24 protein-coding genes are annotated in these 26,335 nt (G+C 61.9%); 15 read left to right on the top strand and 9 right to left on the bottom strand.

What is annotated here, in order from left to right:
• Position 1: 1 nt before the first annotated feature.
• The gene (gene trmD, locus E4680_RS09445) at positions 2–757 is read left to right on the top strand and encodes a tRNA (guanosine(37)-N1)-methyltransferase TrmD (RefSeq protein ID WP_135282155.1); all 756 of its coding nucleotides are present in this window, start codon (positions 2–4) and stop codon (positions 755–757) included.
• 11 nt (positions 758–768) lie between these two features.
• Positions 769–1,128: a 50S ribosomal protein L19 gene (rplS, locus tag E4680_RS09440; protein WP_135282154.1), complete on the top strand. Its 360-nt coding sequence runs from the start codon at positions 769–771 to the stop codon at positions 1,126–1,128.
• Between the two features lie 123 nt (positions 1,129–1,251).
• Here the strand turns inward: rplS and E4680_RS09435 are convergent, their stop codons facing one another.
• Entirely contained in the window at positions 1,252–4,350 is a 3,099-nt protein-coding gene (locus E4680_RS09435; protein ID WP_422666674.1) for a bifunctional diguanylate cyclase/phosphodiesterase, read from the bottom strand.
• 570 nt (positions 4,351–4,920) lie between these two features.
• The gene (locus tag E4680_RS09430; protein WP_135282152.1) at positions 4,921–6,348 is read right to left on the bottom strand and encodes an aminotransferase-like domain-containing protein; all 1,428 of its coding nucleotides are present in this window, start codon (positions 6,346–6,348) and stop codon (positions 4,921–4,923) included.
• A 148-nt stretch (positions 6,349–6,496) separates the two neighbouring features.
• Between E4680_RS09430 and E4680_RS09425 the strand changes: the two genes are divergently transcribed.
• The 7 genes from E4680_RS09425 to sppA all read left to right on the top strand — a co-directional run bounded on the left by E4680_RS09425 (position 6,497) and on the right by sppA (position 12,229).
• Positions 6,497–7,288, top strand: a complete 792-nt coding sequence (locus E4680_RS09425; protein WP_135282151.1) for a PhzF family phenazine biosynthesis protein — start codon at positions 6,497–6,499, stop codon at positions 7,286–7,288.
• Positions 7,281–8,156: a branched-chain-amino-acid transaminase gene (ilvE, locus tag E4680_RS09420; RefSeq protein WP_135282150.1), complete on the top strand. Its 876-nt coding sequence runs from the start codon at positions 7,281–7,283 to the stop codon at positions 8,154–8,156. Before E4680_RS09425 ends, ilvE begins: the two co-directional genes overlap by 8 nt.
• On the top strand, positions 8,156–8,692 hold the full coding sequence (locus E4680_RS09415) for a DinB family protein (protein ID WP_135282149.1): 537 nt from the start codon (positions 8,156–8,158) through the stop codon (positions 8,690–8,692). The genes ilvE and E4680_RS09415 overlap by 1 nt, the downstream gene beginning before the upstream one ends.
• Entirely contained in the window at positions 8,689–9,075 is a 387-nt protein-coding gene (locus E4680_RS09410; protein ID WP_135282148.1) for a nuclear transport factor 2 family protein, read from the top strand. The genes E4680_RS09415 and E4680_RS09410 overlap by 4 nt, the downstream gene beginning before the upstream one ends.
• A complete protein-coding gene (locus tag E4680_RS09405) occupies positions 9,068–9,439 on the top strand; it encodes a nuclear transport factor 2-like protein (RefSeq protein WP_135282147.1) in 372 nt (123 codons plus the stop codon). The genes E4680_RS09410 and E4680_RS09405 overlap by 8 nt, the downstream gene beginning before the upstream one ends.
• A 20-nt stretch (positions 9,440–9,459) precedes the next feature.
• The gene (locus E4680_RS09400) at positions 9,460–9,951 is read left to right on the top strand and encodes a cupin domain-containing protein (protein WP_135282146.1); all 492 of its coding nucleotides are present in this window, start codon (positions 9,460–9,462) and stop codon (positions 9,949–9,951) included.
• A 430-nt stretch (positions 9,952–10,381) separates the two neighbouring features.
• Positions 10,382–12,229 (top strand): signal peptide peptidase SppA, encoded by a 1,848-nt coding sequence (gene sppA, locus E4680_RS09395; RefSeq protein WP_135282145.1) that lies wholly within the window; start codon positions 10,382–10,384, stop codon positions 12,227–12,229.
• Positions 12,230–12,233: 4 nt separating this feature from the next.
• Here sppA and E4680_RS09390 read toward each other — a convergent pair whose 3' ends face one another.
• The 4 genes from E4680_RS09390 to E4680_RS09375 all read right to left on the bottom strand — a co-directional run bounded on the left by E4680_RS09390 (position 12,234) and on the right by E4680_RS09375 (position 18,163).
• A complete protein-coding gene (locus E4680_RS09390) occupies positions 12,234–13,559 on the bottom strand; it encodes a malic enzyme-like NAD(P)-binding protein (protein ID WP_135282144.1) in 1,326 nt (441 codons plus the stop codon).
• Positions 13,560–13,658: 99 nt separating this feature from the next.
• The gene (locus tag E4680_RS09385) at positions 13,659–14,576 is read right to left on the bottom strand and encodes a PhzF family phenazine biosynthesis protein (RefSeq protein ID WP_135282143.1); all 918 of its coding nucleotides are present in this window, start codon (positions 14,574–14,576) and stop codon (positions 13,659–13,661) included.
• 53 nt (positions 14,577–14,629) lie between these two features.
• On the bottom strand, positions 14,630–16,342 hold the full coding sequence (locus tag E4680_RS09380) for a bifunctional sulfate adenylyltransferase/adenylylsulfate kinase (RefSeq protein WP_135282142.1): 1,713 nt from the start codon (positions 16,340–16,342) through the stop codon (positions 14,630–14,632).
• Between the two features lie 57 nt (positions 16,343–16,399).
• Positions 16,400–18,163 (bottom strand): SLC13 family permease, encoded by a 1,764-nt coding sequence (locus tag E4680_RS09375; protein ID WP_135282141.1) that lies wholly within the window; start codon positions 18,161–18,163, stop codon positions 16,400–16,402.
• A gap of 171 nt (positions 18,164–18,334) precedes the next feature.
• Between E4680_RS09375 and lipA the strand changes: the two genes are divergently transcribed.
• Positions 18,335–19,324, top strand: a complete 990-nt coding sequence (gene lipA, locus E4680_RS09370; protein WP_135282140.1) for a lipoyl synthase — start codon at positions 18,335–18,337, stop codon at positions 19,322–19,324.
• 29 nt (positions 19,325–19,353) lie between these two features.
• On the top strand, positions 19,354–20,361 hold the full coding sequence (locus E4680_RS09365) for an NAD-dependent epimerase (RefSeq protein ID WP_135282139.1): 1,008 nt from the start codon (positions 19,354–19,356) through the stop codon (positions 20,359–20,361).
• 36 nt (positions 20,362–20,397) lie between these two features.
• Here the strand turns inward: E4680_RS09365 and E4680_RS09360 are convergent, their stop codons facing one another.
• Both E4680_RS09360 and E4680_RS09355 read right to left on the bottom strand, forming a co-directional pair.
• Positions 20,398–20,913: an adenine phosphoribosyltransferase gene (locus E4680_RS09360; protein WP_205688874.1), complete on the bottom strand. Its 516-nt coding sequence runs from the start codon at positions 20,911–20,913 to the stop codon at positions 20,398–20,400.
• A gap of 15 nt (positions 20,914–20,928) precedes the next feature.
• A complete protein-coding gene (locus E4680_RS09355) occupies positions 20,929–21,729 on the bottom strand; it encodes an endonuclease/exonuclease/phosphatase family protein (RefSeq protein ID WP_240696169.1) in 801 nt (266 codons plus the stop codon).
• Between the two features lie 109 nt (positions 21,730–21,838).
• Between E4680_RS09355 and E4680_RS09350 the strand changes: the two genes are divergently transcribed.
• Together E4680_RS09350 and E4680_RS09345 are read left to right on the top strand one after the other, a co-directional pair.
• Positions 21,839–22,927, top strand: coding sequence for a 3-deoxy-7-phosphoheptulonate synthase (locus E4680_RS09350; RefSeq protein WP_135282138.1), 1,089 nt, complete (start codon positions 21,839–21,841; stop codon positions 22,925–22,927).
• 48 nt (positions 22,928–22,975) lie between these two features.
• Positions 22,976–23,464 carry a glutathione peroxidase gene (locus tag E4680_RS09345; RefSeq protein WP_135282137.1) on the top strand — a complete coding sequence of 163 codons (489 nt, stop codon included), beginning with the start codon at positions 22,976–22,978 and terminating at the stop codon, positions 23,462–23,464.
• A gap of 60 nt (positions 23,465–23,524) precedes the next feature.
• On the opposite strand, the gene E4680_RS09340 is transcribed toward E4680_RS09345, so the two are convergent.
• A complete protein-coding gene (locus E4680_RS09340) occupies positions 23,525–24,412 on the bottom strand; it encodes a DnaJ C-terminal domain-containing protein (protein WP_135282136.1) in 888 nt (295 codons plus the stop codon).
• A gap of 101 nt (positions 24,413–24,513) precedes the next feature.
• Between E4680_RS09340 and dusA the strand changes: the two genes are divergently transcribed.
• Both dusA and E4680_RS09330 read left to right on the top strand, forming a co-directional pair.
• A complete protein-coding gene (dusA, locus tag E4680_RS09335; protein WP_135282135.1) occupies positions 24,514–25,503 on the top strand; it encodes a tRNA dihydrouridine(20/20a) synthase DusA in 990 nt (329 codons plus the stop codon).
• Positions 25,481–26,335, top strand: a complete 855-nt coding sequence (locus tag E4680_RS09330) for an LpxL/LpxP family acyltransferase (protein ID WP_135282134.1) — start codon at positions 25,481–25,483, stop codon at positions 26,333–26,335. Before dusA ends, E4680_RS09330 begins: the two co-directional genes overlap by 23 nt.

Genomic DNA, 26,335 nt, shown 5'->3' with positions numbered 1-26,335 from the left:
CATGCGGCTGACCGTGGTGAGCCTGTTTCCCGAGCTGATCGATGCGCTGTTTCATGGCGGTATCGTTGGCAGGGCAAGGGCTCGGGAATTGATCCGCGTGGCCTGCATCAATCCGCGCGATTTTGTGTGCGATGTCCACCGAACGGTGGACGACCGACCGTACGGGGGCGGCCCCGGCATGGTCATGAAGGTGGAACCCTTGCTGGCTGCGATCGCGCGTGGGCAGCGGGAGTCGCCGCCGGGCACGCCGGTGATCCTGATGAGTCCGCAGGGTCGGCGCTTCGATCAGGACCTGGCGCATCGATTTGCGGATCTGCCCGGAATCATCTTGGTGGCAGGGCGATATGAAGGAATCGACGAGCGTGTTTTGTCCGTCATCGATCAGGAACTGTCGATTGGCGACTATGTGCTGAGTGGCGGCGAGTTGGCTGCGATGGTGGTGATGGATGCGGTAATCCGTTTGCTGCCGGGAGCAGTGGGTGATGCGCAATCCTGTAGCCAGGATTCTTTCTCCGACGGATTGCTGGACTGTCCGCACTATACTCGGCCGGAATTGCACGGTGTCGGCGATGTGCCGGCGGTTTTGAGAAGCGGGAATCATGCCGCGATTCGTCGGTGGCGCCTCAAGCAATCGTTGGGGCGTACGTGGTTGAGGCGACCTTCTTTGCTGGCAGGCCGCAAGTTGACGCCGGAGCAGGAAGACCTGCTTCAGGAATTTATTGACAATATCGATCTTGATGACCCGGCTTGCGGGTAAGGAAATTGATCATGAGCATATTGATTGCAGAACTGGAAGCCGCGCAGATGCGCAATGACCTGCCCGAGTTTGCACCTGGCGACACCGTCGTCGTGCAGGTGAAGGTCAAGGAAGGCAATCGCGAGCGGTTGCAGGCCTTCGAAGGTGTGGTCATTGCCAAAAGCAATCGGGGACTCAATTCATCGTTCACCGTGCGCAAAGTCGCTCACGGAGAAGGAGTCGAGCGGGTCTTTCAGACGCATAGCCCCACGATCGACACGGTTACGGTGAAGCGCCGGGGCGACGTCCGCCGTGCGAAGCTCTATTACCTGCGTGATCTGCGCGGAAAAGCCGCTCGAATCAAAGAGAAGCTTGCCCCCAAAGTGCGGTGAGTTCGCGCTGCTTCAGTGAGGCCCGTAATCCCTTGTCACGCGGTGACAGTGTGACAAGGGATGCACATGCCAAACCGGCGGCGCGCCCGCCCCTGTGGAAGGGATGCATGACCGAATCGACAGCTAGCGCGTCGGCGCGTTCCTGCCGGTTTTCTTCCTCAGAAGGCTCTCAAGGTGTTCGGCCGGAACGGGTTTGCTGAACAGATACCCTTGTCCTTCATCACATCCCTGTTCCAGCAGATAGCTTGCCTGACCCGGTGTTTCGACCCCTTCGGCGATCACCGTAATGCCGAGGCTCTTCGCCATCGCAATGATGGTTTTCGTGATGCTCATATCGCTTTTGCTTTCTGGTACACCCATGATGAAAGACCGGTCAATCTTGATGAAATCGAAGGGAAATTCCTTCAGATAGCTCAGTGACGAATAGCCGGTACCAAAGTCGTCGATTGCGATGCTGACCTCTTTTTGTTTGAGGGCGTGCATGGTTTCTTTCACGCGGGTGGGATTTTCCATCATCATGCTTTCGGTCACTTCGAGCTCGAGCCATCGGCCCTCGAGGCTCGTTTCCGCGAGAATTTGGGACAGGGTCTCCGCCAATCCGCTGTCACGGAATTGACGTGCGGACAAGTTGACCGCGACTCGGATCGGTTCATATCCGGCCATTTGCCACTGTTTGGCTTGCCGGCAAGCAGTCCTCAGGACCCACGTTCCGATCTGATTGATCATTCCGGTTGCTTCAGCGACCGGAATGAAGGTCGCTGGCGAGACCAGTCCGAGTTCAGGATGTTGCCAGCGAATCAACGCTTCGACGCCGCAAAGTGTCCCCGTGGCCAACTCGATCAATGGCTGGTAGTGCAGACGGAACTCATTCCGTTCCAAGGCATAGCGAAGGTTATTCGCCAGAATGAGGTATTCATGTGCCTTGGTGTTGATCTCCGGTGAGAAGAAGCGGTAGTTGTTGCGCCCATAGTCCTTTGCCTGGTACATGGCCGCGTCGGCTTTTTTCAGCAGCGTGGCCGCATCCTCGCCATCGTCCGGATAGCACACAATTCCAATGCTGGCCGAGGTGAACAGTTCGTATCCTTCCACTTCGAAGGGCGATTCAAATGCTGCGATGAGTTTGTCAGCGACCTGCATCACCTCTTCTGGCTTCTTCAGATCTTCCAGCAACACGGCAAATTCATCGCCACCCAAGCGCGCAACGGTATCGGTATGTCGGAGCAATGCCTGCACCCGGCTTGCCACTTTCATCAACAGGGCATCACCGATTCCATGACCAAGTGAATCGTTGATGGACTTGAATTGGTCGAGATCGATGAAGAGCACGCTGACCAGCCGGTGATGACGCACGGTTCGAGCAATCGCGTCTTCAACCCGTTCCTGAAAGAGCGCCCGGTTCGGCAGATGGGTCAGGTAATCGTGATGCGCCATGAATTCCAGGCGTTCTTCGTAGCGTTTGTATTGAGAGATATCCGTAAACACGGTGACATAGTGGGTACAGATACTGGCTTCGTTGTAAACCGCGCTGACGGTCATCAGGACAGGGTATTCGTCGCCACTTTTGCGGGCCAGCCACATCTCACCCTGCCAATGACCGATGTCCGCGATGCGTTCCGGGATGGTGCCGATCAACTCTGGATCGTTCGAATCGGTCATCAGATCAAATGGGCTTGTTCCTCTGATTTCTGCCTCGTGATAACCCGTGATATCGGTGAACGCCTTGTTCACCGATACGATTCGCATACCCAGGTCTGTGATGGTCAAGGCCTCCGCGAGGCTTTCCATGGCTTTTGCAGAGAGGCGCAATCCTTCTTCAGCCTTACGCAGCTCGGTGATATCCGTCGCGATACAGGTCACGCCCTTGCTTTCGCCGCTCACCACAATGGGGACAAGCGTGCATTCGATGTCGCGATGAATCCCATCTCGACGAATCCCACGGGTGACGAGGTGGCGCATTTCCCCGTGCAGTGCATCGCGAAAGGCCTGCCAGATTTCGGAATTCTTCTGGGTGTCGATCAACGTGTCGAACGGTAAACCGATCAGATCCCCCGGCGCACAGGCGGCGAGGGTTCCTGCTGCGGCGTTGCTGGACGTGATTCGGCCGTCGGTATCCGTCACGAAAATCGGCGACGGATTCTGATCAAAGAGTGCCCGGTAGGTTTCTTCACTTTCCTTGAGTTTTTTCTGGGCCTGGACCTGTTCGGTAATGTCGACGACCACGGCGGTCAGCCCGATCACCTGATCTTCCACGACGATCGGTACGATGGTCACATCGATGTCCAGAAGCTGGCCTCGCGCCGTCTTGCCGCAAAGGAACAGGCGATGCGTATCACCCTTGCAGGCGCCAATGAAAGCCTTGAATGCACGGGAATGATCATCGGCATGAAGCAGATCGGTGAATATGACGTTCTTCACCGCTCCAGGGCGCACGCCAGCCATTGCGGCCGCCGCATTGTTGCAAGAGGTGATGTTCCCCATCAGGTCGGCGACGAATATGGCCGCCGGGTTTTGATCGAAGATCGCTCGGAAACGCTGCTCGCTTTCCAGCAGGCGTTGGACGGATCTGCGCTCTTCGGTGATGTCACGCCCGAGGGCGATGTAGGAATGGATCTTGCCGTCTTCCCATGCAACGGGCTGAACATTCATCTCGAGACAGTACGGGTATCCACTGGAATCTTCGCCTTCGAGACGAACAAAGCAGGATTGTTCAGTGTCGATTGCCGAAGCGATGCGATCCACCGATGGCTGATTGGACGCTGCCGTGAAAATCTGTTGAAGATCCTTGCCAGCGCAGGTCGACGACGTTTCTCCCGTGATGCGTTGGAATGCCCGGTTGGCGAACCGAATTCGAGGTCCGCGATGCTTGCTGAGACGCGGACTGATCACCAGGATGGCGTCACTCAGTCGATCGATCGCACCGAGCAGCAGCTTTTGCTGATTGTCCAGTTCAGCGCGGACGGATTCATCACGGAAAACCAGAGTCGTGGCCAAAGGCGTGTCGCGATCAAGGTGGAGTCGACATTGCACCGTTGCGGGCAAGCGGGCGCCGATGCGGGTCCTCAAGTACAGGTCACCCTGAAAAGGGCGATGGTTTTGCCAGCTCTCATGGAGCCTTTCGGTTCGAGGATCAGAGCAATCCAGGATATCCGCCAGAGTTAACCCCAGCAGGGCGTCATGCGCATACCGGAGGATCTGGCAGGCGTGATTATTGGCGGTGATGATCCGACCTTCGGTATCGGCAACCAGTACGCCGTCGAAACTCTCATCGGCCAGTAATTTAAAGGGGGCAAGCGCGTTGCCATGCGACAGATGGGGCGAAGATCTGCGAGGGCGGGAACGGGCGTTCATGGCTATTGATCACAGGTTGGCCGACAATGATTTTCCGGCGGCCACAGGAGCGTGATTTGTACAGAAAGCGTCGATGGGAAAGCGCCCATGATGTCAAGGCTTGAACAGCTCATGTTCTTATCCTTATCTTTATCTTAAGCCGCAATTTCTGTTCAAATCAAACGTTCAAACAGGTTTGTGGCCAGCTTTCATTTCAACCTGTCATATCCAATCCATTTGCGATATTGGGACGGCTTGCACCGCGATAACCCACTCGCCCAGCGTTCTGGACATCCGCGCAGGCCAAGCCTTTCCATGATTTGGCTAGATGGCTTAGCGGCCTACTGGAGAACCACTTGAGCGGCCAAATTCGGGTTGGGTACGTTGGCTGTACCGATGGCCGATACCGACTGCGTGCAGCGGGCAAACGTGTTTCGGATGGCGGAGATGCGTAATGACTGGGGGTCACCCGATGGATAGATTGGCCGTCAAGGTCCCCAGCCGGGCGAGTGCAGTCTCCACGTCCGAATGCCATGGGCAAGCGCACGACAGGCGCATGAAGTTCCGATACTTCTGCGTGGCCGAGAAGATCGGCCCCGGTGCGATGCTCACCCCCTCGGCGCGGGCCAGCTGCGCCAGCCGCAGGCTGTCCACCTGCGGCGCCAGTTCCACCCACACCACGAAACCGCCGGCCGGCTGGGTGATGCGCGTGCCGGCAGGGAAATGCCGCGTCACCGCCTCGATCATCCGACCCACGGCACGCGCGTAGTCGCTGCGGACGGTACGCAGGTGGCGCTCGTAGCCGCCGCTGTGCAGCACGTCGGCCAGCGCCAGCTGCGGCACCGTCGGGCTGGCCATGTTCAGCACGTACTTGAGGTACTCCACCCGCGCCTGGTGGTGCCCCGGTACCAGCCAGCCTACGCGCAGCCCCGGCGACAGAGTCTTGGAAAACGAGGCGCAGTACAGCACCTCGGCGCCGGTGCCCTCGCTGAGCGCCAGACACGGCGGTGGCCGGCGCGGGCCGAAGCCGAGATCGCCGTAGATGTCGTCCTCGATCAGCGGCACGCCACGGGCGCCGAGCAGTGTCAGCAGGCGCCGCTTGCGCGACTCGGACATGCAGTACCCGAGCGGGTTGCTGAAGTTCGGCGTGGCGATGCAGGCGCGCACCGGCCAGCGCTCCAGCGCCAGCTGCAGCGCCTCCAGCGACAGGCCGTCCACCGGGTCGGTGGGAATCTCCAGCGCCTCCAGTTGCAGGGAATCGAGCGCCTGCAGCAGGCCGTAGAACGTGGGCGACTCGATGGCCACCACGTCCCCCGGTCGCGTCACGGCGCGCAGCGCCAGCACCAGCGCTTCCTGGCAGCCGTTGGTGATGACCACATCATCGGCGCCGGTGGCGCAGCCGTAGGCGGACATGCGGCGCGCAATCTGCCGCCGCAGTTCCGGCAGCCCGGGTGGAAACGCGTACGCCGCCGCCCGGTTGCGGTGCTGGCGGGCGGCGCGGGCGAGCGCCCGTTCCACCGTCCGTACCGGCAGGAAGCTCGGGTCCGGTACGGCAGCGCCGAACTGCACCACCGCCGGATCGTTGCTGGCCTTGACCAGGCTCAGCACGAGTTCCTGCCCGGTTACCGGGCTCGGCTGGGCGGCCGGCGCCGAGCGCGCCGGCGCCGGTATCGCTTTGGTGGGGCGATTGCGGACGTAGTAACCGGAGCGCGGTCGCGCCTCGATCAACACATCGTCTTCCAAGCGGCGATAGGCGGCCAGAACGGTCGCTACACTGACCCCACGTGTACGGCTCAGCGTGCGCACGCCGGGCAATCGTTCGCCGGCGCCATACACCCCGGTCACGATACATTCCCGCAGCTCGCGGGCGAGACGATCATACAATGGGTCCATGCCGCCTCCAGTACAGCATCTGGGCAAGGTGACCGGTACAGTATTCGGTGAAGTCAAACTGTACCGTAACAATATCACGATTGTGGAGCTGTATTGGTCGGGTATCGGGCGCGTACAGTGAAGGGGTCGTCTCCAGGAGCCTCTTCAAATGTCCATCGCGATCTTTCATGTGGATGCATTCGCAGACCAACCCTTCGCCGGCAATCCAGCCGGTGTCTGCCTGCTTGATGGGCTGCGCGCTGCTGGCTGGATGCAGTCGCTGGCCGCCGAACTGAATCTTTCGGATACGGCGTTTCTGTGGCTGCGACCGGATCGGGATTGGGATCTGCGCTGGTTCACACCGCGGGTCGAGGTGGCATTGTGCGGGCATGCCACTCTGGCCTGTGCTCATGTGTTGTGGCACGAGCGGAATCACGAGACGCGGCCGCTCCGATTTCATACCGCGAGTGGATTGCTGACCGCGAATCTGGGAACAGACGCCATCCATCTGGACTTGCCGGCCGATTCACCCATCGCCGTGTCGCCGGTTCCGGATGTTGCTGCAGCATTGGGCCGGTCCCCGGCATGGCTCGGTCGGCAGCGATCCGGTTATCTGGCGGTATTCGACGAGGCTCAGCAGGTGCGAGACCTGACGCCGAATTTTGCCGCGCTGGCAGCGCTGGATGCCGACAGCGTGATCGTGACCGCCCCGAGTGACCGTGGGGATCATGATTTCGTCTCCCGTTTTTTTGCGCCCCGAAATGGGGTTCCGGAGGATCCAGTCACCGGATCAGCCCATTGCGCCTTGGGCGTTTACTGGGCCGAACGTCTGGGCCAGAGCCGTTTGATGGGCTATCAGGTTTCCCGTCGCGGCGGGGTGGTCGGCGTTGAAGTCATGGGGGATCGGGTCAGGCTGTCGGGACGGGCCGTAACGGTTTCTGCGGGGGTGCTTTATGTCTGATCAGGCCATTTGTTGGCTGGATGGCCACCTGATTCCCGCAGCCGAGGCTTCGGTCTCTGTATTCGATCATGGCCTGCTGTATGGCGACGGTGTGTTCGAGGGCATCCGGTTTTATCACCGGCGCGTCTTTCGCCTGGCGGCGCACCTGCACCGCTTGGCCGATTCGGCTCGCGTCCTGGCACTGGAGCTGCCGTTGGATACCGCTGGATTCGGCGCCGCCATTGCGCAGACCATTGCCGCGACTCCATGGGAATCGGGCTACCTGCGTCTCGTGGTGACCCGCGGGGTGGGTGCACTCGGGCTGGATCCGCGTAGCTGTTCGCAGCCTTGTATGTTCATCATTGCGGACCGCTTGAAACTGATGGCGGAGGACAGTCATCGCGGCGCGCGGCTGATCATCGCCGCCACTCGCCGGCTCGGTGCGGATGGTCTTGATCCGAGGATCAAAAGCCTCAACTACCTCAACCCCATTCTGGCGCGACTGGAAGCCAACCATGCCGGCGCCGACGAAGCGATCATGCTCAATACGGCCGGCCGAGTCGCCGAGGGCACGGCAGACAACGTGTTCATCGTCCGCGAGCGGCAACTGTTCACTCCGCCGGTCACCGAAGGCGCCCTCGATGGCGTAACCCGTGGAATCCTGATGGAACTGGCCGCTGCCGCAGGCATTCGGGCAGCCGAACGCCCGCTGTCGCCCTACGATCTTTATACCGCCGATGAATGCTTTCTCACCGGTACCGCGGCCGAGGTGGTGCCGGTCGCCGAAATCGACGGCCGGCCGCTTCGGCAGTGTCCAGGGCCGGTCTACACCGAGCTGAGCACGCGCTTTCAAGCGCTCATCGATGAAGAAACCCGGGAGTCATCATAATGCTGTTGCAGTCGCTGCGTCTGTCGGCCGCCTATAACCAGTGGGTGAACGCGCGCCTCTACGCGGTCTGCGCCGACCTCGATGAGGCAGATTATCGCCGTGACCTCGGGGCCTTTTTCAAATCCATCCATGGCACACTCAACCATGTGCTGTTGACCGATCGCCTGTGGCTGAGCCGCATAGGCGTTGAGACGCCGGTGTCCCTGCCGCTCAACGCCGAGCTGTATGCTGATTTTGTGCAGCTGCGTACCCAGCGGGAGTGCACTGACGAGGCGATCCAGGCAGCGGTCGGTGCACTCACGGCGCGGGATTTGGATCGGGATGTGCGCTATGTCAGCGTCATGACAGGCCGGGAGATGCGCATGTCGCTCTGGGCGGTCTGGGTGCACCTCTTTAACCATCAAACCCATCATCGTGGGCAGCTGACCGCACTGCTCAGCCGCTTGGGCATGAATTACGGCGATATCGATCTGGTCTGGATGCCGGGTGTGGCCCGGATCGGCGAGACCGTTGTGCCCCCGGGAGCCGGATCATGATCGAAAGCGCCTTTGCCCATCGTTTCACTGGCGAGTGGGTGCGTGCGTGGAACCAGCATGATATCGATGCCGTTCTCACGCAGTGCTCGGAAGATATCGAGCTTATCGTGTCGCATGGTGCCTCGGCCGGTACGCCATTGCGCGGCAAGCGCCGGGTGGGCGCTCACTGGGCGCGAGTCTTGACGCCGCCATCGCTCACGGTGAGCCTGAGCCTGTTCATCGAACCGATCGTCATCGCGGTGGGTATTGACAGCGTGACCCTGATTCACGAAGACCGTGGTCGGCGGGGCGCTCAGACCTTCCACTTCGACCGGGATGGTCTGGTGAAGCAGGCCGTGATGTTTCGGCGCGCCCGCCGTATCCCAGGACCCTGTGATGCGTGACGCGGATCACGATTGCGAGTTTGCCGGGCGCATCGCGGCGAACTGGATTGCGGCGTGGCATCGGCGCGACCTGGAGGCCATCCTGGGTCAATGCACCCAGGACGTGGAGATCTCCTCGCCGGATATCACGGCGATGCCCAGTCACCGTGACGGTGTGCTGCGTGGTCGGACGACGGTGGGCGCGTACTGGGCTGGTCGCCTGATCGACCACCCGGGCAAGCGCTACGGCGATGCGCTGGGCATTTACCTTGGTGCCGGCCGCATCCTGCTGCACAATCAAACGGATCATGCTCCGATCGTCGAACTGCTCGAGTTCGACCCTGAAGGCCGGATCATGCGCGCAACCATGCACGCAGTCTTGTAGGTCGCCATATAGGAGCAGGCATGCATCCCGATCAATCACCCATTGCCGTGGAGGCCGCCGCATGTTTGCCGCGCCAGCGTCCGTCGGTATACCCAGCCGCCGTGATTGCGCGCTACGCAAGCCAACTGACCGGCCGCGAAAAGCGTCCGCTCGGTGACGTGTTCGGCCTTTCCCGCTTTGGGATCAATCTCACTCGGCTGGCCCCGGGTGCGATCTCGGCACTGCGGCATGCGCACGCAGTCCAGGACGAGTTCATCTATGTGCTGCAAGGGACGCCGACCCTGATGACTAATGCCGGAGAAACGCTGCTGCAGCCAGGCATGTGCGCGGGCTTTGCAGCCGGTAGCGATGATGCTCACCAGCTCATCAATCGCGGCGATAGCGACGTGGTGTATCTGGAGGTGGGCGATCGCACGCCAGGAGATCGGGTCAGCTACCCGGACGATGATCTCGTCGCCGCATGGCTGGACGGTCAATGGTGCTTTGCCCACAAGGACGGTACGCCGTATTGATGCTTGGGCCATTGCACCGGTCACGTTCGCAGGGCGCCGCTGATCCGACTTCGTTTCGGTCGTTGCCGCTAGCGCGGCCGGTCGAACCGAAGGTCCGTACTCGCGGCGACCTCCCGACCCCAGGGACGCTGGCGATGATGTTGGCGCCCGGATTGAGGGGGGAGGGCGTTGGCTGGTGAATCGTGCCCGGTTTGCGGGCGTGTGTTCGCTCCAGCGTTGCCATCAGCGCCCGATACCACCTGGTATGGGAGCCACTGACCGTTCCCGCGACCGTCAGGCCTATCATGGGGGAAGTGGGTGCTTCGCCATATAGGCAAGGCAATCTTGCGTCCCGGGTTCGCTCGTCGATATGCGGATCGGGATGACTCATGCAAGTCCGCATGATGCTGCATTATGATGTCGACTTGCAGGTGTCCACCGAGGTAGCTAGATGAATCAGAACCCTTCCTTGATCCGCCGTGTTGTCCGTCGTGCCGGATGGATCATCGATGGTCTGCGGCGCTGGTTGTCGCGGCTGATGTTTGTGGGGTTTGTACTGGTCGTTGTCGTGCTGCTCCGCACCGATCTGGCGATTCAAGTCCCGAACAACGCGGCATTGGTTCTGAAGCTGCAAGGCGTGCTGGTAGAACAGTCCCAGCAGGACCCCTTTCAGAAGGCAGTCGACGAGGCGCTCGGCGCGCCGGTCCGCGAAACCCGTGTGCGAGATCTGCTGCGCGCATTGAATCAGGCGGCTGATGATCTCCGTATCAAAACGGTGGTGCTGGATTTCAGCCACTTCGAGGGGGGCGAGCTGTCCAAGCTGGTCCAGATCGCCGATGCCCTGCAGCGATTCAAGACCTCCGGAAAGCCGGTGTACGCCTACGCCGATCAGTACACGCAATCGGCATACCTGCTGGCTGCCCAAGCCAGCGAGATCCACATGCACCCCATGGGACAGGTGGGAATCGAGGGGTTTTCGACCTACCCGTTCTACTTCCGGGATCTGATCGATAAAATCGGCCTGGATGTCAATGTGTTCAGGGTGGGCGAATTCAAGTCGGCGGTCGAGCCGTTCATCCGCAACGACATGTCCGAGTCCGCGCGGGAAGCCAACCGTGTCTGGCTGGAAGACCTGTGGGCGGTCTATAAACAAGCCGTTGCCAGCGCTCGCTCTGTCAATCCCGATGCGATCCAGTCCTATGCCGATCAGCTCGCCGAACGATTGGTCCAGACCGCCGGTGACGGTGCCCAGTTGGCGTTGCAGGAAAAGCTGGTCGATGCGCTAAGTCATCGCGATGAGTTCATCGGTCGCGTGCGTCGGACTGCAGATCCCGATGAGTTCGATGGGTTCAAGAGCATTGATCAAAACGCCTATCTGCTCGCCGTTGGGGAGCAGCCACCGAGCCATCGCGGAAAACCCACGGTGGCAATCCTGGTGGCGTCTGGGGCCATTGTCGAGGGTGATGCAGCGCCGGGCACCGTGAGCGGTGATGCATTTGCCGATCAGATTCGTCAGGCGCGACTGGATGATGCGGTCAAAGCGGTGGTGGTCCGCATCGATAGCCCAGGCGGTAGCGCCTTTGCTTCCGAGGTCATTCGCCGTGAACTGGATCTGACCCGTCAGAGCGGGAAGCCCGTGGTGGTATCGATGGGGAGCGTGGCGGCTTCAGGCGGATACTGGATCGCGACGGCGGCCGATCGCATACTGGCGTCGCCGGCGACACTAACGGGCTCGATTGGTGTGTTCGGCATCTTGCCGACCTATCAAGACACACTGGCCAAGCTGGGTGTGCATGTCGATGGCGTGGGAACCACTGCCTTAGCCGGCGCGCTGCGCGCTGATCGCAAGCTCAATCCAGCAGTGGGACAGGCGATCCAGGCCATGGTCGAGCGCACGTACCAAGATTTCCTGCTGCGGGTCGCAGATGCGCGCGATTTGCCGGTGGAAACGGTCGCCACGCTGGCCGAAGGGCGCGTCTGGAGCGGATCGGATGCCGTCAGACTTCAGCTGGTCGACGGGTTCGGCGAAATCGACGAGGCGGTGACGGCAGCGGCGGAACTCGCCAATCTTGCCGGGCAATACCAGACTCGCTATCTGGAACCTGATCTCACGCTGAGTGAATACATTCTGGGCCGTATGCAAGGGGTCAGCGTATTGACGCGGGGGCTTGTGGCTGTGCTTCCGCCGGAGCTGGGACCGATCGTGCAAGGCTGGCTGAAAACAGCGGGGCAACAGGCCGGCCGCGCGCAGAGTGGGATCTATGCCTTTTGTCTGTGCGGCCGACCGGGTTATAACTGATTAATCAGATGCTGAGATGCATGGTTCCCCGGGATGCTGGTCCCAGCGCCGCCTCCCGGACGGCCTCTGCAACCTTGGCATGCACCTCCGGATCCAGGACATAGGGGACCAGCGCATCGGCGGGAGCCAAGCTGGCCAGCGTATGGGCTGCAGCAAACAGCATCTCGTCGGTAAAACGCGTTGCGCAGGCATCGAGGGCGCCACGGAACAGGCCCGGAAAACCGAGTGCATTGTTCACGCTGCCACCGTCGGCCGCGAAGATTGCGCCATGCTGCAAGGCTTTGCGGGGCGAGATTTCAGGATCCGGATTGGACAACGCCAGGATGATCTGGCCCGGGCGCACGAATTCGGGCTTGATGAGGCCAGGAACGCCCGTGGTGGCCACCACGATGTCGGCCTCCGCCATCAGGGCCTCGAGACTGCGTCCTTCGCCGCCGGAACGCTCCAGACGTTCCACCGCATAATCCCGCAGATCGGTCCCCAGCACGCGTTTGACGCCATAACTGCGCAGCAAGCGGGCGATCCCGATCCCTGCGGCGCCGAGTCCGATCTGACCGACGACACTGTCGCGCAGATCGACATCCACGCGGGCGGCCGCGTTGATCAATGCGGCCAAGGTCACCACAGCCGTTCCATGTTGATCATCATGCATGACGGGCCGATCGAGACGGGCTTTCAGCCCTTCTTCCACCTCGAAGCACAATGGCGCAGCGATGTCCTCGAGCTGGATCGCACCAAAGGAGGGCGCGATGGCACAGATGGTGTCGATGAGCCGATCCGGATCTTTCTCGTCGATCAGGATAGGGATGCCGCTGATGCCGATCAACTTGGCGAATAGCGCCGATTTCCCCTCCATCACGGGCAAGGCGGCCGCAACGCCGACATCGCCCAAGCCGAGTACGGCCGTGCCGTTGGTGACGATGGCCACCGTGTGTCTGAGCGCCGTGTATTCCCACTGCAAGGTCGGGTCTTTCTGGATGGCCAGCGACACCCGTGCCACGCCAGGGGTATAGATGTCGCGCAGCTGCTGGATGGAGGAAAGCGGTAAGCGCGACGTCATCCGAATCTTGCCATCTCGATGGCGATCCATGATGCGGTCGGATCGACCGATGATCTTGGCATTCGGCAGCTCGTTGAGCTTGTCGATCACCCCATGATCCGTTTCCGGATCCATTTCCAGGGTGATTTCCCAGATGGTCTGGTCCTGATCGCGGCGAAGGGCGTTGAGATGCTCCACCACGATGCCGGCTTCGCCGATGACCGTGAGGATTTTTCCCAGACTGCCAGGTTTATGGGCAGATTCGATGATAAGGATCTCAGGGATTTTCATGGGGTTATCTTCGGATGATCAAGAAGTTTCCGAGCCGGAACACACGGTCCGCGTGTATCATAACCCTTGTGCACTGAACGCGCACGATCGGTGAAGCGCTCAGTCGATCATCACCTGCCCTTGCGCGATGGGGGTGACAGCGCCGCCGACACGGACTTCCATGACCGTCTGCCCGCTGCGGCGGGCTTCGACCTCGAGCGTGCTGAGGCGGCCGTGCCCGGAGCCGCGTATTGCCACGAAGCGCAGCGGGTCGGCTGGCTCCGAGAGCGCCATGAAGCTCGCCAGGGCAGGCATTGCCGAACCGATGGGTGGATCTTCCTGTGCACTGATATCAAGCCCGAACAGGCGGGCCTCGAGGCGCAGCGTTCCATCGGCCTGCATGCCGGCAGGCGCGATGGCGAGCAGCTGTGGCGGCAGTGTCGCGGTGGCACTTGACCGCGCCCATGCCGCGCGATCGAACGATGCCTGTCGGAGTGTCGCCGTGTCATTCAGGGGAACGATGAAACAGGACATCGGTCCCATCAGGTTCAGGGGAACATGCCCCGACATGCCGATAAAATCGCCGTCAGGAAGACTCAGGATGGCGGCGATATCCGCAGTGCTGGGAACGTAAGCGTCCACCGCCAGATCGCAGTCCATCCGGAAGGCGCTGTGCATCACCTTGCCGGATTCACAGCGAACCTGAAGATCCACCTCGCCGATTGGCAAGCGGAACTTGAAGGCGGTTTCGCCGTCAACGGCCGGGAGCGTGCCGGAATGAATCAGGGTCGCTCCGGCGGCTACCAGCGGATGGCCAGCGAACGGCTGGGGGGTTCCGCGTGAACCGAAAAGATGCATGTGCCATTGGTTCACGCGGTCCGCGGTTTGCAGGAAGACGGTGTCCGAATAGCCGAATTCGCGGGCGATGCGGCGCATTTGCGCTTCCACCAGCCCGTCGGCTTGCGGGAAGACCAGGATCGGTGCTCCTTGATAGGGTGTATCGGTGAATGCATCCACGCAATGAAATTCGAGACCCATGCGGTTTTCTCCTTCACAACCGCGTTATTCGAAGCACGATCTGCGCCAGACGATCAGCCGATGTACCCCAGGCTCTCCAGCTTCAGCAGCACGCGCTGTGCGGCCTCATCGGCCGAGCAATCCCGGGTATCGATCACCAGCTCCGGTTGTTCCGGCACTTCATAGGGATCGGAAATGCCGGTGAACTCGGGAATCAGCCCGGCACGCGCCTTGGCATAGAGTCCCTTGCGGTCACGCGCTTCGCACACCTCGAGGGGCGTGGCGACATGCACTTCGATGAAGCCACCGCCCGCCTGCACCATCTCGCGCACCTGACGCCGCGTTTCTCGATAGGGGGCGATGGGCGCGCATACCGCGATGCCGCGGTGCTTGGTGATTTCCGCGGCGACATAGCCGATGCGCAGGATGTTGAGGTTGCGATGCTCCTTGGAGAATCCCAACTCGCTGGACAGGTGCTTGCGTACCAGGTCGCCATCCAGCAGGGTGACCGGCCGGCCGCCCATTTCCATGAGTTTGACCATGAGCGCATTGGCGATGGTGGATTTTCCGGAACCCGACAGGCCGGTGAAGAACACGGTGAAGCCTTGTTGCTGGCGAGGCGGGTAGCTGCGTTTGAGTTCGGCAACGACCTCCGGATAGGAGAACCATTCGGGGATATCGGCGCCTTCGCGAAGTCGGCGGCGGAATTCTGTGCCGGAGATGTTGAGTACCGTTTCCCCGGGCTGAACCTCGTTGCCGGGTGCGTACTGAGCACGATTCTCGACGTAAACCATTTCCTGGAACGGAACCATGGTGATACCCAATTCCGCTTCGTGTTGTGCCACGAGTTCCTGGGCGTCATAAGGGCCGTAGAAATCGCGCCCCTGGCTGTCCTTGCCGGGGCCGGCATGATCCCGGCCCACGATGAAATGCGTACAGCCGTGGTTCTTGCGGATGATGGCGTGCCACAGCGCCTCGCGCGGGCCGCCCATGCGCATCGCCAGCGGCAACAGGCTGAGCTGGGTGGTCTGCTCCGGGTAGCGTTTGAGCAACTGCTCATAGCAGCGCACCCGGGTGTAATAGTCGATGTCGCCTGGTTTGGTCATGCCGACCACGGGCTGGATGAGGAGATTGGCCTCGGCTTCACGTGCGGCGCGGATGGTCAGTTCCTGGTGCGCGCGATGCATGGGATTGCGCGTCTGGAACGCCACGATGCGGCGCCAGCCCAGCTTGTCGAACAGCGCGCGCAATTCGGCCGGGGTGTGGCGGCGGCTTTTGAAGTCATAATGGGTTGGTGCATCCAGGCCATGAACCGGACCGCCGATATAGACCGGATGACTGCGGTGCAGCAGATACGCAACACCGGGATGGGCCTCATCGCGTGTCCCGAAGATGGCTTCGCCCTCGGCGCCGAAGTCCGGCTGCCAGCGCTCGTCGACACGCATCACGGCGATCAGTACGCCCTCGGGGTCGTGCAGCCCGATCCAGTCGCCGATCGAGAGCTTGTCGGCGAAGGTCGCATCGACATCCAAAGTGATCGGCATGGGCCACAAGGTTCCGTCGGCAAGTCGCATGTCGGCGAGTACCGCCGCGTAATCGGCCTGCCCCATGAAGCCTTCAAGCGGAGAGAAGCCGCCGTTGAGCAGCAATTCCAGGTCGCACAGCTGACGAGGCGTCAGGTGCCAGCCCGGGTAGGTGCGCGCCTGATCCCGCATTCTCTGGCGCGAGTCACCGTCGAGATAGAGTTGTTTGAGAACACCGCCGTGTGGAGAGATGAGTTCAGACATGATTACTCGCTTGTCAGATGACTACAGGAAAAGTGAGCAGAACCTACAATGGCTGGGTCAGAAGGACCAAATCTGGGGAATCAACAAGAGCGTAACGATTGACGTGATGAATGTCAGCGGGAGACCCAGCCGCAAGTAGTCGATGAACCGGTAGCCCCCCGGGCCCATCACCATCAAATTCGTCTGGTAGCCCATGGGCGTGGCGTATGCGGCCGAAGCGCCCATCATGATCGCGATGCCGAAAGGTAGCAGACTCACCTCGAGGTTGTTCGCCACGCTGACGGCAAATGGGAACATCAGCGCTGCGGCGGCATTGTTGGTGATGATATTGGTCATCACTGCCGTCACGACATAAATCATCACAAGGTTGCTGATCGGCCCCGGTCCGGTCAAGGTCAGCAATGTTTCAGTCACGGCGCGTGCGGCCCCGGTTTTCTCCAGCGCGGCGCTCAGACCAAAAGAGGCACCAATCACGATGAGGGTTGGCCAATCGATGCTGCGACGGGCGGTCTCAGGGCTGACGCAACCGGTCGCGATCATCAGGCCTGCTGCCAACAAGGCGGCTTCCAGCATGCTGAAGATGCCGAACGCCGCGGTTAGGACCATGCCGAGCATGATGAGGATCGCGCGGCGGGCGTGGTCGTGTCGCGGGGGGCTTGAATCCTCGATGCGCCGCACCAGCAGAAAATGCCGCGAGTTGCGATGCTCCTCGAAGAAATTGGGGCGTGCCTCCAGCAGCAAGGTATCACCGCGTTCGAGTTCGATGTCCCCGATTTTCTGATCAAGACGCTGGCCACTGCGCGCGACGGCAATGACGACCGCATTGTAGCGGCGTCGAAAACCGATATCGCGGATGCTCTTGCCGGAAAGCGGCCCCTGACCCGAGACAACGGCCTCGACCAGGCAACGGCCCGATCGGGGGCCGTCGAGTTTGAACACCTGTTCTGTGGCGGGAACCAGCCCATGGATCTTCTGAAGTTCGACCACCGAATCGACGATACCGACGAACAGAAGCCGGTCGCCGGCCTGAAGCGTTTCCTGCGGTGAGACGGCCGCTAAAATCTGGCCGGTGCGGTCGATCTCCGCAAGATAAAGCCCGGGCAGATGACGGAGTCCCGCCTGCTCGATGGTCTGTCCCACGAGCGGGCCAGCTGCTTCGACCAGCATTTCAACGCTGTATTCGCGTGGATCGGCAAGCTGGCTGATGGTGGGGCGTCGATCCGGCAGCAAGCGGTCCGTAAAGAACAGCAGGAAAAGGATGCCAACGATGGCGACCGGAATGCCGACCGGCGCGATGCTGAACAAGCTGAGGTGGATGTTCTCACCAATGAGCATGCTCGAGATCACCAGATTCGTGCTGGTTCCGATCAGCGCGCAGGTTCCGCCGAGGATGGTGGCGTAGTTCATGGGAAGCAGCAGCTTGGATGCCGGCAGGTTGAACTTCTTGGCCCAGCTGTTGATCGCCGGAATCATCATGGAGACTTGGGGGGTGTTGTTCAAAAATGCGCTGAATACGGCAGTCGGCGCCATAGTGCGCCAGAGGGCATGGCGAAACGAGAAGGGTTTGCGGAGAACGTTCTGCACCAGCCAGTGGATGCCGCCGGTTTCCTCGAGCGCCACGGCCACGACGCACAGTACGCCAACGGTGATCAGACCTTCGTTTCCGAAACCGGAAAAGGCTTCCTTGGGCGTAATGATGCCGGAGATCATCAGCACGGTAACCGCCCCCAGGAAAACCGCATCGGCAGCCAGGCGCGAAAAAATCAGCGTTCCGACCATGCCGGCAACGATGGCAAGCGTCATCCACGCAGCCCAATCCATTCCGAAGGCTCCTCGACGGGTATTTGGCGCGAAGTAAGGTTATAAGATTTTTGGAATAAAGACGTTATCAACCGGACAAGGCTTGGCATTATGAGATGCGGGTCACCCGCTTGCCAAGCCTCGGCCTGATATCATTGGACGCGGCCAAAGCATATTCCGAGGAAGCATTCCATGCCTGAAGTCCCCCCTCCGGCCAAAGCTTCCGTGCGTAGCGGTGAGAAGTTCTCCCAGGATGGGGTCACCGCCATCAAGCACGGCGTCAAGGTGCAACGAAACGGAACCCCTGTAGCTCGAGGGGAGAAACCCCCGTGGTTGCGGGTGTCGGTGCCCGGAGCCGGGCGCTATGTCGAGGTGCGGCAGATCGTGCGCGAAAACCGTCTGGCGACGGTGTGTGAGGAATCGCTGTGCCCCAACCTCGCCGAATGCTGGAGTCACGGCACGGCCACGCTGATGATCCTGGGGGCCGTGTGTACTCGTGCCTGCCGGTTCTGCGCAGTATCGACGGGTAATCCGCAGGGACGCCTGGATGCGGACGAGCCGGCCCATGCTGCCGAGGCGGTCCGGCTCATGGGGCTCAAGTATGTCGTCCTGACCTCGGTCGATCGTGACGATCTGTCCGATGGGGGCGCGGCGCACTATGCCGCCTGCGTGCACGCGATCCGCGCCGCCAGTCCGGAGACCGCCGTCGAGGCGCTTACCCCCGATTTCGGGGGACGGCAGGCGGCCGTAGCGGCAGTGGCCACTTCGGGTCTTCAGGTGTACGCCCAGAACCTCGAAACCGTGCGCCGATTGACGCATCCGGTCCGCGATCCGCGGGCGGGGTATGAGCAGACGCTCGATGTCTTGCAAATGGCCAAGGCCGCGGCGCCCGAGGTGCTGACCAAAACCAGCCTGATGTTGGGCCTGGGCGAAACGGATGCCGAAATCGAGCAGACGCTCGCCGATGCCCGGGCAGCCGATGTGGACATCGTTACCTTCGGCCAGTACCTGCGCCCCACGGCCAACCACCTGCCGGTCGAGCGCTATGTGCCACCCGAGGATTTCGCGCGCTACCGGGCTTGGGGTCTGGAGATGGGATTCCTCGAGGTGGTCGCCGGGCCGTTGGTGCGTTCGAGCTACCGCGCCGAGCGGGTCTTTGCTCGCAACAACGCCGGCCTGTGACAGCCGTCCACTCAGCTAAGGATCTGTAAATGGCGATTCTGGTTACCGGCGCGGCCGGTTTCATCGGTTTTCATCTGGCCGAGCGCCTGCTGGCGCGTGGCGAGACGGTCATCGGGCTGGACAACGTCAACGACTACTACGAGGTCAGCCTCAAGGAGGCGCGCCTGGCGCAGCTCCGGGAACGGCCAGGTTTCACGTTTCAGAGGCTCGACCTGGCCGACCGCGCCGGGATGGAGGCGCTGTTCCGAGACGAGTCGATCGACCGGGTGGTGCATCTGGCGGCGCAGGCCGGCGTGCGCTATTCCCTGACCCATCCACATGCCTACGCGGAGAGCAATCTGACGGGGTTCCTACACATCCTGGAAGGTTGCCGGGTGCGTGGTGTGGTGCATCTGGTTTATGCGTCCAGCAGCTCGGTCTACGGCAGCAACACCGCCATGCCGTTCCGAGCCGAGGCGGCGGCCGATCACCCGCTCGCGCTCTATGGGGCGACCAAGAAGGCCAACGAGGTCATGGCACATGCCTACAGTCATTTGTACGGTATTCCGACCACCGGCCTGCGATTTTTCACCGTCTACGGGCCTTGGGGACGGCCAGACATGGCGCTGTTCAGCTTCACCCGTGCCATTCTGGCTGGTGAAGCCATTCCCGTGTTCAATCACGGGCACCACAAGCGCGATTTCACCTATATCGACGATGTGGTCGAGGGCATCGTGCGCGTGCTCGACCGTCCGGCGCAGTCCGATGCCGCATTCGATCCGGCGCGTCCCGACCCTGCGGCCAGCAGCGCGCCGTATCGTCTCTACAACATCGGCAACGGCCAGCCGGTCGATCTCATCACCTACATCCGCACCCTGGAAGCCGCGCTGGGGCGATCGGCGCGCCTTGACCTGCAGCCCATGCAGCCCGGGGACGTGCCTGACACCTGGGCGGACTGCACGCCCTTACAGCGCGATACCGGCTACAAGCCGTCCACGCCGGTGAGCGAGGGCATCACCCGCTTCGTCGCCTGGTACCGGGCTTATTACGGCGTTTGAGCGGAGTCGCCGCTGCGGGGCATCCGGTATGGCCCCTTAGTCGTAGCCAATGACGTGGATATAGGGCACCGCGAGGCGCTGGCGTCCGGCCAGAAAACCGAGTTCGATCAGGGTGGCTGCCGCCACCACCTGGGCGCCACTCTGGCGCACCAATGCGCAGGCAGCGGCGAGCGTCCCGCCGGTAGCCAGCACATCGTCGACCACGAGCACGCGCTGTCCCGGCGCAAGCAGACCCTGCTGAATCTCAAGGCGGTCCTTGCCATATTCGAGGGCGTAGTCATGACCGAGGCACGGTCCGGGCAGCTTGCCCGGCTTGCGTGCCATGACGAATCCGCAACCCAGCTTCAGCGCCAAGGGTGCGGCGAGCAGGAAGCCGCGCGATTCGATCCCGACCAAAACGTCCGGCGCATGGGCGAGCACGCCTCGGGTGAGGCGGCCGAGCGCAACAGGCCAGGCATCCGGGCTGGCGAGGAGCGGCGCAAGGTCGTAGAACACGATCCCCGGCCGGGGGAAATCGGGGATCTGGCGGATGTAGGCCCTGAGATCCACCACGTTGCTTCGTGCGGGTCAGACTGCCGGATCGTCGGCCAGACGCAGATCGCGCGGAAGCGCGACATGCATGGCCAACGGCAGATGGTCCGAGGTGACATGGCTCACGACCTGGGTGTGCTGAATATCCAGGCTGGGCGTGACCAGAATGTGATCCAGACTGCGGGTCGGCCGCCAGCTCGGGTAGCTCGGCAGCGGATGGGGCGCGCCACGCAATCCCGCGAGCGCACCATGCGCGCGGATGGCATCCCAACTACAGTTGAGGTCGCCCATCAGGATGGCGTGGGTTTGGTCGCCGATCAGACTCCCAAGGAAGGCGAGCTGATGGGCCTGGGTGCGCCGGTCGAGCGAAAGGTGGGCGACCACGACCAACAACCCGTCGGCCTCCTCGCCGAAGCGGGCGATCAGCGCACCCCGGCCCGGGATCCGGCTGGGCAGGCTGACTTCACGCACCTCGGTCGGACGGTAGCGGCTGAGCAGGCCCATGCTGTGCTGTGCCCAGGGACCGAGACGGCGGTTGATGCGCGTATGCCAGAATGGGAAGTCCGCCTGGTCTGCCAGATAGGCGACCTGGTCGACGTAGTTGCTGCGCAGGCTGCCGGCATCGGTTTCCTGTAGCGCAACCAGGTCATAGGGTGCAAGGATCTGGGCGATACGGTTCAGGTTCTCCCGCCGCGAGCGGAACGGCAGGGCGTAACGCCAGGCGCGGGTGAGATAATGGCGATACCGACTGGTTTCGATACCGACCTGGATGTTGTACGTTAACAGTTTGAGGTGATGTTGTTCGGTCATGACTGCCGCAATGATGAGGGGTCGCACGAGTTTATCCTACTCGGGACGAGCATGATGACCCCGGTGTGGCAGTTGGACCGATCGGCATGTGAAAGGTGCCTTTCCGGGCAAAGACCTTTAATGAATGGGTTATCGGATGTCTGATGAATTGCTGAACAATGTCAACGTCGTGGCGCAGGATGTACTCATCACGCCAGGGCAGCTGAAGGCCGAGATCCCGCTGAGCGCGACGGGTGAGCGCACGGTGCTCGAGGGCCGCCGCAGCGTCCGACAGATCCTGGATCGCAAGGATCATCGGTTGCTGGTGGTCATCGGTCCGTGTTCGGTCCACGATGTTGATGCGGCGCATGACTATGCGCGCCGCTTGCTGGCGCTCGCCAGCGAGGTGAGCGATACCCTGCTCATCGTGATGCGCGTGTATTTCGAAAAGCCGCGCACCACCACGGGCTGGAAGGGTCTGATCAACGATCCGCATCTGGACGATTCCTTCCACATCGAGGACGGCCTGCACATCGCGCGCCGGCTGTTGGTCGATCTGGCGGAAATGGGCCTGCCATCGGGCACCGAAGCGCTGGATCCGATCGTCCCGCAGTATCTCTCGGATCTGATCACCTGGACGGCCATCGGGGCACGCACCACCGAATCGCAGACCCACCGCGAGATGGCCAGCGGCCTGTCGACGCCCGTCGGGTTCAAGAACGGCACTGACGGCAGTCTGACCGTGGCCATCAACGCCCTGCATTCGGTCTCCAGTCCCCATAGTTTTCTGGGCATCGACCGCGACGGCAAAAGCGCCATCATCCGCACGCGCGGCAATCCCTACGGCCATGTCGTGCTGCGGGGTGGACACCAGCCAAACTACGATTCGGTCAGTGTGGCCCTGTGCGAACGCGCGTTGCGCGAGGCGAAGCTCCCTGAGAATATCGTCATCGATTGCAGCCACGCCAATTCCAACAAAGATCCGGCATTGCAGACGCTCGTGGCCGAAAACGTCGCCAATCAGATCCTGGAAGGCAATCAGTCGATTGTGGGACTGATGCTGGAGAGCAACATCGGGTGGGGAAACCAGAAGATTCTTGCCGATCGCAGCCGCATGACCTACGGGGTGTCGGTCACCGATGCCTGCATTGATTGGGAAACTACCGAGAAGCTGCTGCGGGAACTGCGATTCAAGTTGAAGGGGGCATTGCCGGCGCGACTGCCGGACGTGCAGGCGACGGCCTGAGGCGGGCGGGGTGCCGCGCCGGCACCGAAAACCAACGGAGGAATGGCCATGGACGAATTTCACCAGTTTGCAGTGCAGAGCCTGGAAGGCGAAGCGCTGCCGCTGTCGCGTTTTCACGGGCAGCCCGTGTTGATCGTGAACGTGGCCAGCCGTTGTGGGTTGACGCCTCAGTATGCCGGGCTCGAAGCGCTGTATCGGGAATACCGGGATCGAGGGCTGGTGGTGCTCGGATGCCCCTGCAACCAGTTCATGGATCAGGAACCGGGCGATGCCGAAGCGATCCGGTCATTCTGCGAGACGCACTACGGGGTCAGTTTTCCGCTGAGCGCGAAGCTTGAAGTGAACGGCGCCGGCGCCCATCCCCTGTATGCATGGCTGACCGCACCGGAGCAGGGCCATCCCGGCCCCATCCGCTGGAATTTCGAGAAATTCCTTGTCGATGCATCCGGTGGCGTGGTAGCGCGGTATGCGCCCCAGACCCCGCCCGAGGATGCAACGCTGCGTCAGGACATCGAAGCGCAGCTCATTGGTGCGTGAGCCGGTCCTTGCCTGCGCTCGGACCCGCTCTGGATTCACCAGGCCGTTGACAGCGCCGGCTCAGACCGGCCAATCCTTGCGGATGTCCACCGTCGCTGCCCGGGCTAGTTCTTCGTAGAGGGCTTTTTCACGTTCCGAGTACAGCGGCGGAATGTGAATTTTGAGCGTCAGATACTGATCGCCTGTCGGCGTGCCGGAAAAGCCGCGCCCCTTGAGACGCAAGCGCTGACCATTCTGACTCCCGGGCGTGATCGACACCTGCACGGGACCGCCCAGTGTCGGGACGGTGATCATCGTCCCGAGCGCGGCCTCCCAAGGGGCGAGGGGAATGTCGAGGTAGACATCCCGCCCATCCAGTCGAAACCACCGGTGATGGGCGATTTCCACCGTCAGGTAAAGGTCGCCGGCCGGCCCGCCGGAAAGGCCGACTTCTCCCTGTCCGGCAAGACGGATCCGCTGTCCGGGCGTGACCCCAGGCGGGATCTGGACGTTCAGAGTGCGCAATCCGCGCGGACCGGTGATGGACACTTGTCGGGAACCACCCCGGAAGGCTTCCTCGAGGGTCAGTGTTACGGCAGCGACTTGGTCGCCGCCGCGCTGCCCTTTGACGCCGCCGCGTTGCCGTGACCCCCGGAACAGCGCATCGAAAAAATCGCTGAAGCCGTTCGACGCATGGGCGGAACCGGGTCCGCTGTCCCATCCCGGCGGCGCACGAAAGGGCTCGCCCGCATGATGGCCTGTGGCGATCCGATCGTAGACTGCGCGTTTTTCCGGATCCTTGAGCGCTTCGTAGGCCTCGTTGATTTCCTTGAAGCGGGACTCGGCGTCGGTTTCGCGGCTGACATCGGGGTGATATTTCCGCGCCAGGCGACGATAGGCTGCCTTGATGGTGTCGGCGCTTGCCTCGCGCGAGACGCCCAGGATCCGGTAGTAGTCTTTGAATTGCATGATGTCTGGCTTCCTGTGGCGACCGGCTTGGGTCCAAAAGACCGATAACCGTCCCCCGAGGTTCCCGCGCGGCCCGGTTGCAGGCCTGATAAAATCGCCGAATGAGTCTGCTTCGCACCCGCCGGTTCTGTGTAGCGCCCATGCTCGATTGTACCGATCGCCATGCGCGTCATCTCATGCGGCTGATCAGCCGCCATGCGTGGTTGTATACCGAAATGATCACCACGCCTGCGCTGTTGCGCGGGCAGCCTGAGCGCTGGCTGCGCTATAGCGCCATTCAGCATCCTTTGGCGCTTCAGCTCGGCGGCAGTGACCCGACGGCATTGGCGCAATGTGCGCGGCTAGCCGAGGACTATGGCTACGATGAAATTAATCTGAACGTGGGTTGTCCCAGCGATCGCGTTCAGGGCGGACGGTTCGGCGCCTGCCTGATGGCCGAACCGGCGCTGGTGGCCGAGTGCGTGGCCGCCATGGCCGCGGCGGTCACCATCCCGGTAACGGTCAAGACCCGGCTCGGCATCGACGAGCTCGATCATGACGCTCATTTGCATCATTTCGTCGAAACCGTGGCCAGCGCCGGTTGCCGCACCTTTATCCTCCATGCGCGCAAGGCATGGCTCAAGGGTTTGAGCCCGCATGAAAACCGTACGGTACCGCCGCTGCAGTACGAACGGGTTCATCATCTCAAATCGGCAATGCCCCATCTGGAAATCATCCTGAATGGCGGATTGACTGACCTCGAAAGCGCACGCACGGCGGGTGCCGGCCTTGACGGGGTGATGCTGGGACGGGCCGTCTATGGCAGCCCGTATTGCCTGGCCGGCGTAGACGCCATGTTCTACGGCGATCCGCGGCCGGCGCCGAGCCGTCACGCGGTGATCGAGGCCTATGGCGTGTATGCCCAGGAAGCGCTACGCGCCGGCACGCCGCTCAGCGCGCTGACGCGGCCTTTGCTGGGGCTGTTCAACGGAATGCCGGGCGCGCGAGCGTTTCGTCGACACCTGAGTGAAAACGGTTGTCGATCGGGGGCAGGCTGGCCGGTGGTCGAGCAGGCGCTTGAATCGCTGCATGTGGCGCCCCTTCCTGCTTGAGCGCAATACAGCGGATCGCGCGCGGTCACCGAAATCGGTAACCGCCGCGGCAATCGACGGCCTCGGTTGGGCGCTGGCCCGCTTGCCCGAGATGGCCCAGCGGGGCGGAAGCCGGCTGCTGAACGCGGTACTGCAGAGCGCCGAAGCGCGCCATCCTGTGATACACGAAACGTTGGTCGAAGCACTTCCCGCATTGGCGCGACACGATGTCACGCGCCTGCTGCAGGCCCATCTGTATCGCCGTGCGGCCGGGGTGTTCGGTCTCGTAGAGGCGCTGTGGGGCAGACCGGCGCGCATCCTCGACAAGGCGTCGGTGACCGGTTGGCCACAGTTGGTGCAGTATCAGCGTCAAGGCGTCGCCGTGATCCTGATCGCCGGTCATTTCATCGATCTGCCCGCCGGGGTGCGTGCACTGGCCGAACGGGTGCCGGTCCAGTTGGTCGCGCGTCTGTTCCGGCATCCGGCGTTTCGTCGTCCCGTAGCGCGTCTGGCCCAGCGGACGGGCGGCTGTCTGATCGACGGCGGTAACCCCAAAGCCATTGTCCGAGCATTGCAGCGCGGCGGGACAGTGCTGATCCTGGCGGATTATCCCCTGGATCAGAGTCCCCAGTCGGCGCCGGCCGCGGAACGCATCGCGCGCCTGGCGCAATGGACCGGCGCCATAGTCCTCCCCGTGGGATGCCGGCGCGAGGGCGGCCGCCCGCACCTGGAGATCGGGGCGCCGCTTCCTCTCGAGTCGACCGGCGATGCTGCCCTGCAGGGGTTGTACCAGAACTGGATCGAGGCCGCGCGCATCGATTACCTCTGGCCGCGCCGAATCAGGCGTCCGTAA

Source organism: Candidatus Macondimonas diazotrophica, from assembly GCF_004684205.1.
GTDB classification, from domain to species: Bacteria; Pseudomonadota; Gammaproteobacteria; order UBA5335; family UBA5335; genus Macondimonas; species Macondimonas diazotrophica.
The sequence above is the reverse complement of the archived record's forward strand: the minus strand, read 5'-3'. Positions and strand labels throughout refer to the sequence as shown.

Coding starts and splice junctions, on each gene's coding strand:
- trmD (WP_135282155.1), top strand. CDS start 2: ATGCGGCTGACCGTGGTGAGCCTGTTTCCCGAGCTGATCGATGCGCTG.
- rplS (WP_135282154.1), top strand. CDS start 769: ATGAGCATATTGATTGCAGAACTGGAAGCCGCGCAGATGCGCAATGAC.
- E4680_RS09430 (WP_135282152.1), bottom strand. CDS start 6,348: ATGGACCCATTGTATGATCGTCTCGCCCGCGAGCTGCGGGAATGTATC.
- E4680_RS09425 (WP_135282151.1), top strand. CDS start 6,497: ATGTCCATCGCGATCTTTCATGTGGATGCATTCGCAGACCAACCCTTC.
- ilvE (WP_135282150.1), top strand. CDS start 7,281: ATGTCTGATCAGGCCATTTGTTGGCTGGATGGCCACCTGATTCCCGCA.
- E4680_RS09415 (WP_135282149.1), top strand. CDS start 8,156: ATGCTGTTGCAGTCGCTGCGTCTGTCGGCCGCCTATAACCAGTGGGTG.
- E4680_RS09410 (WP_135282148.1), top strand. CDS start 8,689: ATGATCGAAAGCGCCTTTGCCCATCGTTTCACTGGCGAGTGGGTGCGT.
- E4680_RS09405 (WP_135282147.1), top strand. CDS start 9,068: ATGCGTGACGCGGATCACGATTGCGAGTTTGCCGGGCGCATCGCGGCG.
- E4680_RS09400 (WP_135282146.1), top strand. CDS start 9,460: ATGCATCCCGATCAATCACCCATTGCCGTGGAGGCCGCCGCATGTTTG.
- sppA (WP_135282145.1), top strand. CDS start 10,382: ATGAATCAGAACCCTTCCTTGATCCGCCGTGTTGTCCGTCGTGCCGGA.
- E4680_RS09390 (WP_135282144.1), bottom strand. CDS start 13,559: ATGAAAATCCCTGAGATCCTTATCATCGAATCTGCCCATAAACCTGGC.
- E4680_RS09385 (WP_135282143.1), bottom strand. CDS start 14,576: ATGGGTCTCGAATTTCATTGCGTGGATGCATTCACCGATACACCCTAT.
- E4680_RS09380 (WP_135282142.1), bottom strand. CDS start 16,342: ATGTCTGAACTCATCTCTCCACACGGCGGTGTTCTCAAACAACTCTAT.
- E4680_RS09375 (WP_135282141.1), bottom strand. CDS start 18,163: ATGGATTGGGCTGCGTGGATGACGCTTGCCATCGTTGCCGGCATGGTC.
- lipA (WP_135282140.1), top strand. CDS start 18,335: ATGCCTGAAGTCCCCCCTCCGGCCAAAGCTTCCGTGCGTAGCGGTGAG.
- E4680_RS09365 (WP_135282139.1), top strand. CDS start 19,354: ATGGCGATTCTGGTTACCGGCGCGGCCGGTTTCATCGGTTTTCATCTG.
- E4680_RS09350 (WP_135282138.1), top strand. CDS start 21,839: ATGTCTGATGAATTGCTGAACAATGTCAACGTCGTGGCGCAGGATGTA.
- E4680_RS09345 (WP_135282137.1), top strand. CDS start 22,976: ATGGACGAATTTCACCAGTTTGCAGTGCAGAGCCTGGAAGGCGAAGCG.
- E4680_RS09340 (WP_135282136.1), bottom strand. CDS start 24,412: ATGCAATTCAAAGACTACTACCGGATCCTGGGCGTCTCGCGCGAGGCA.
- dusA (WP_135282135.1), top strand. CDS start 24,514: ATGAGTCTGCTTCGCACCCGCCGGTTCTGTGTAGCGCCCATGCTCGAT.
- E4680_RS09330 (WP_135282134.1), top strand. CDS start 25,481: ATGTGGCGCCCCTTCCTGCTTGAGCGCAATACAGCGGATCGCGCGCGG.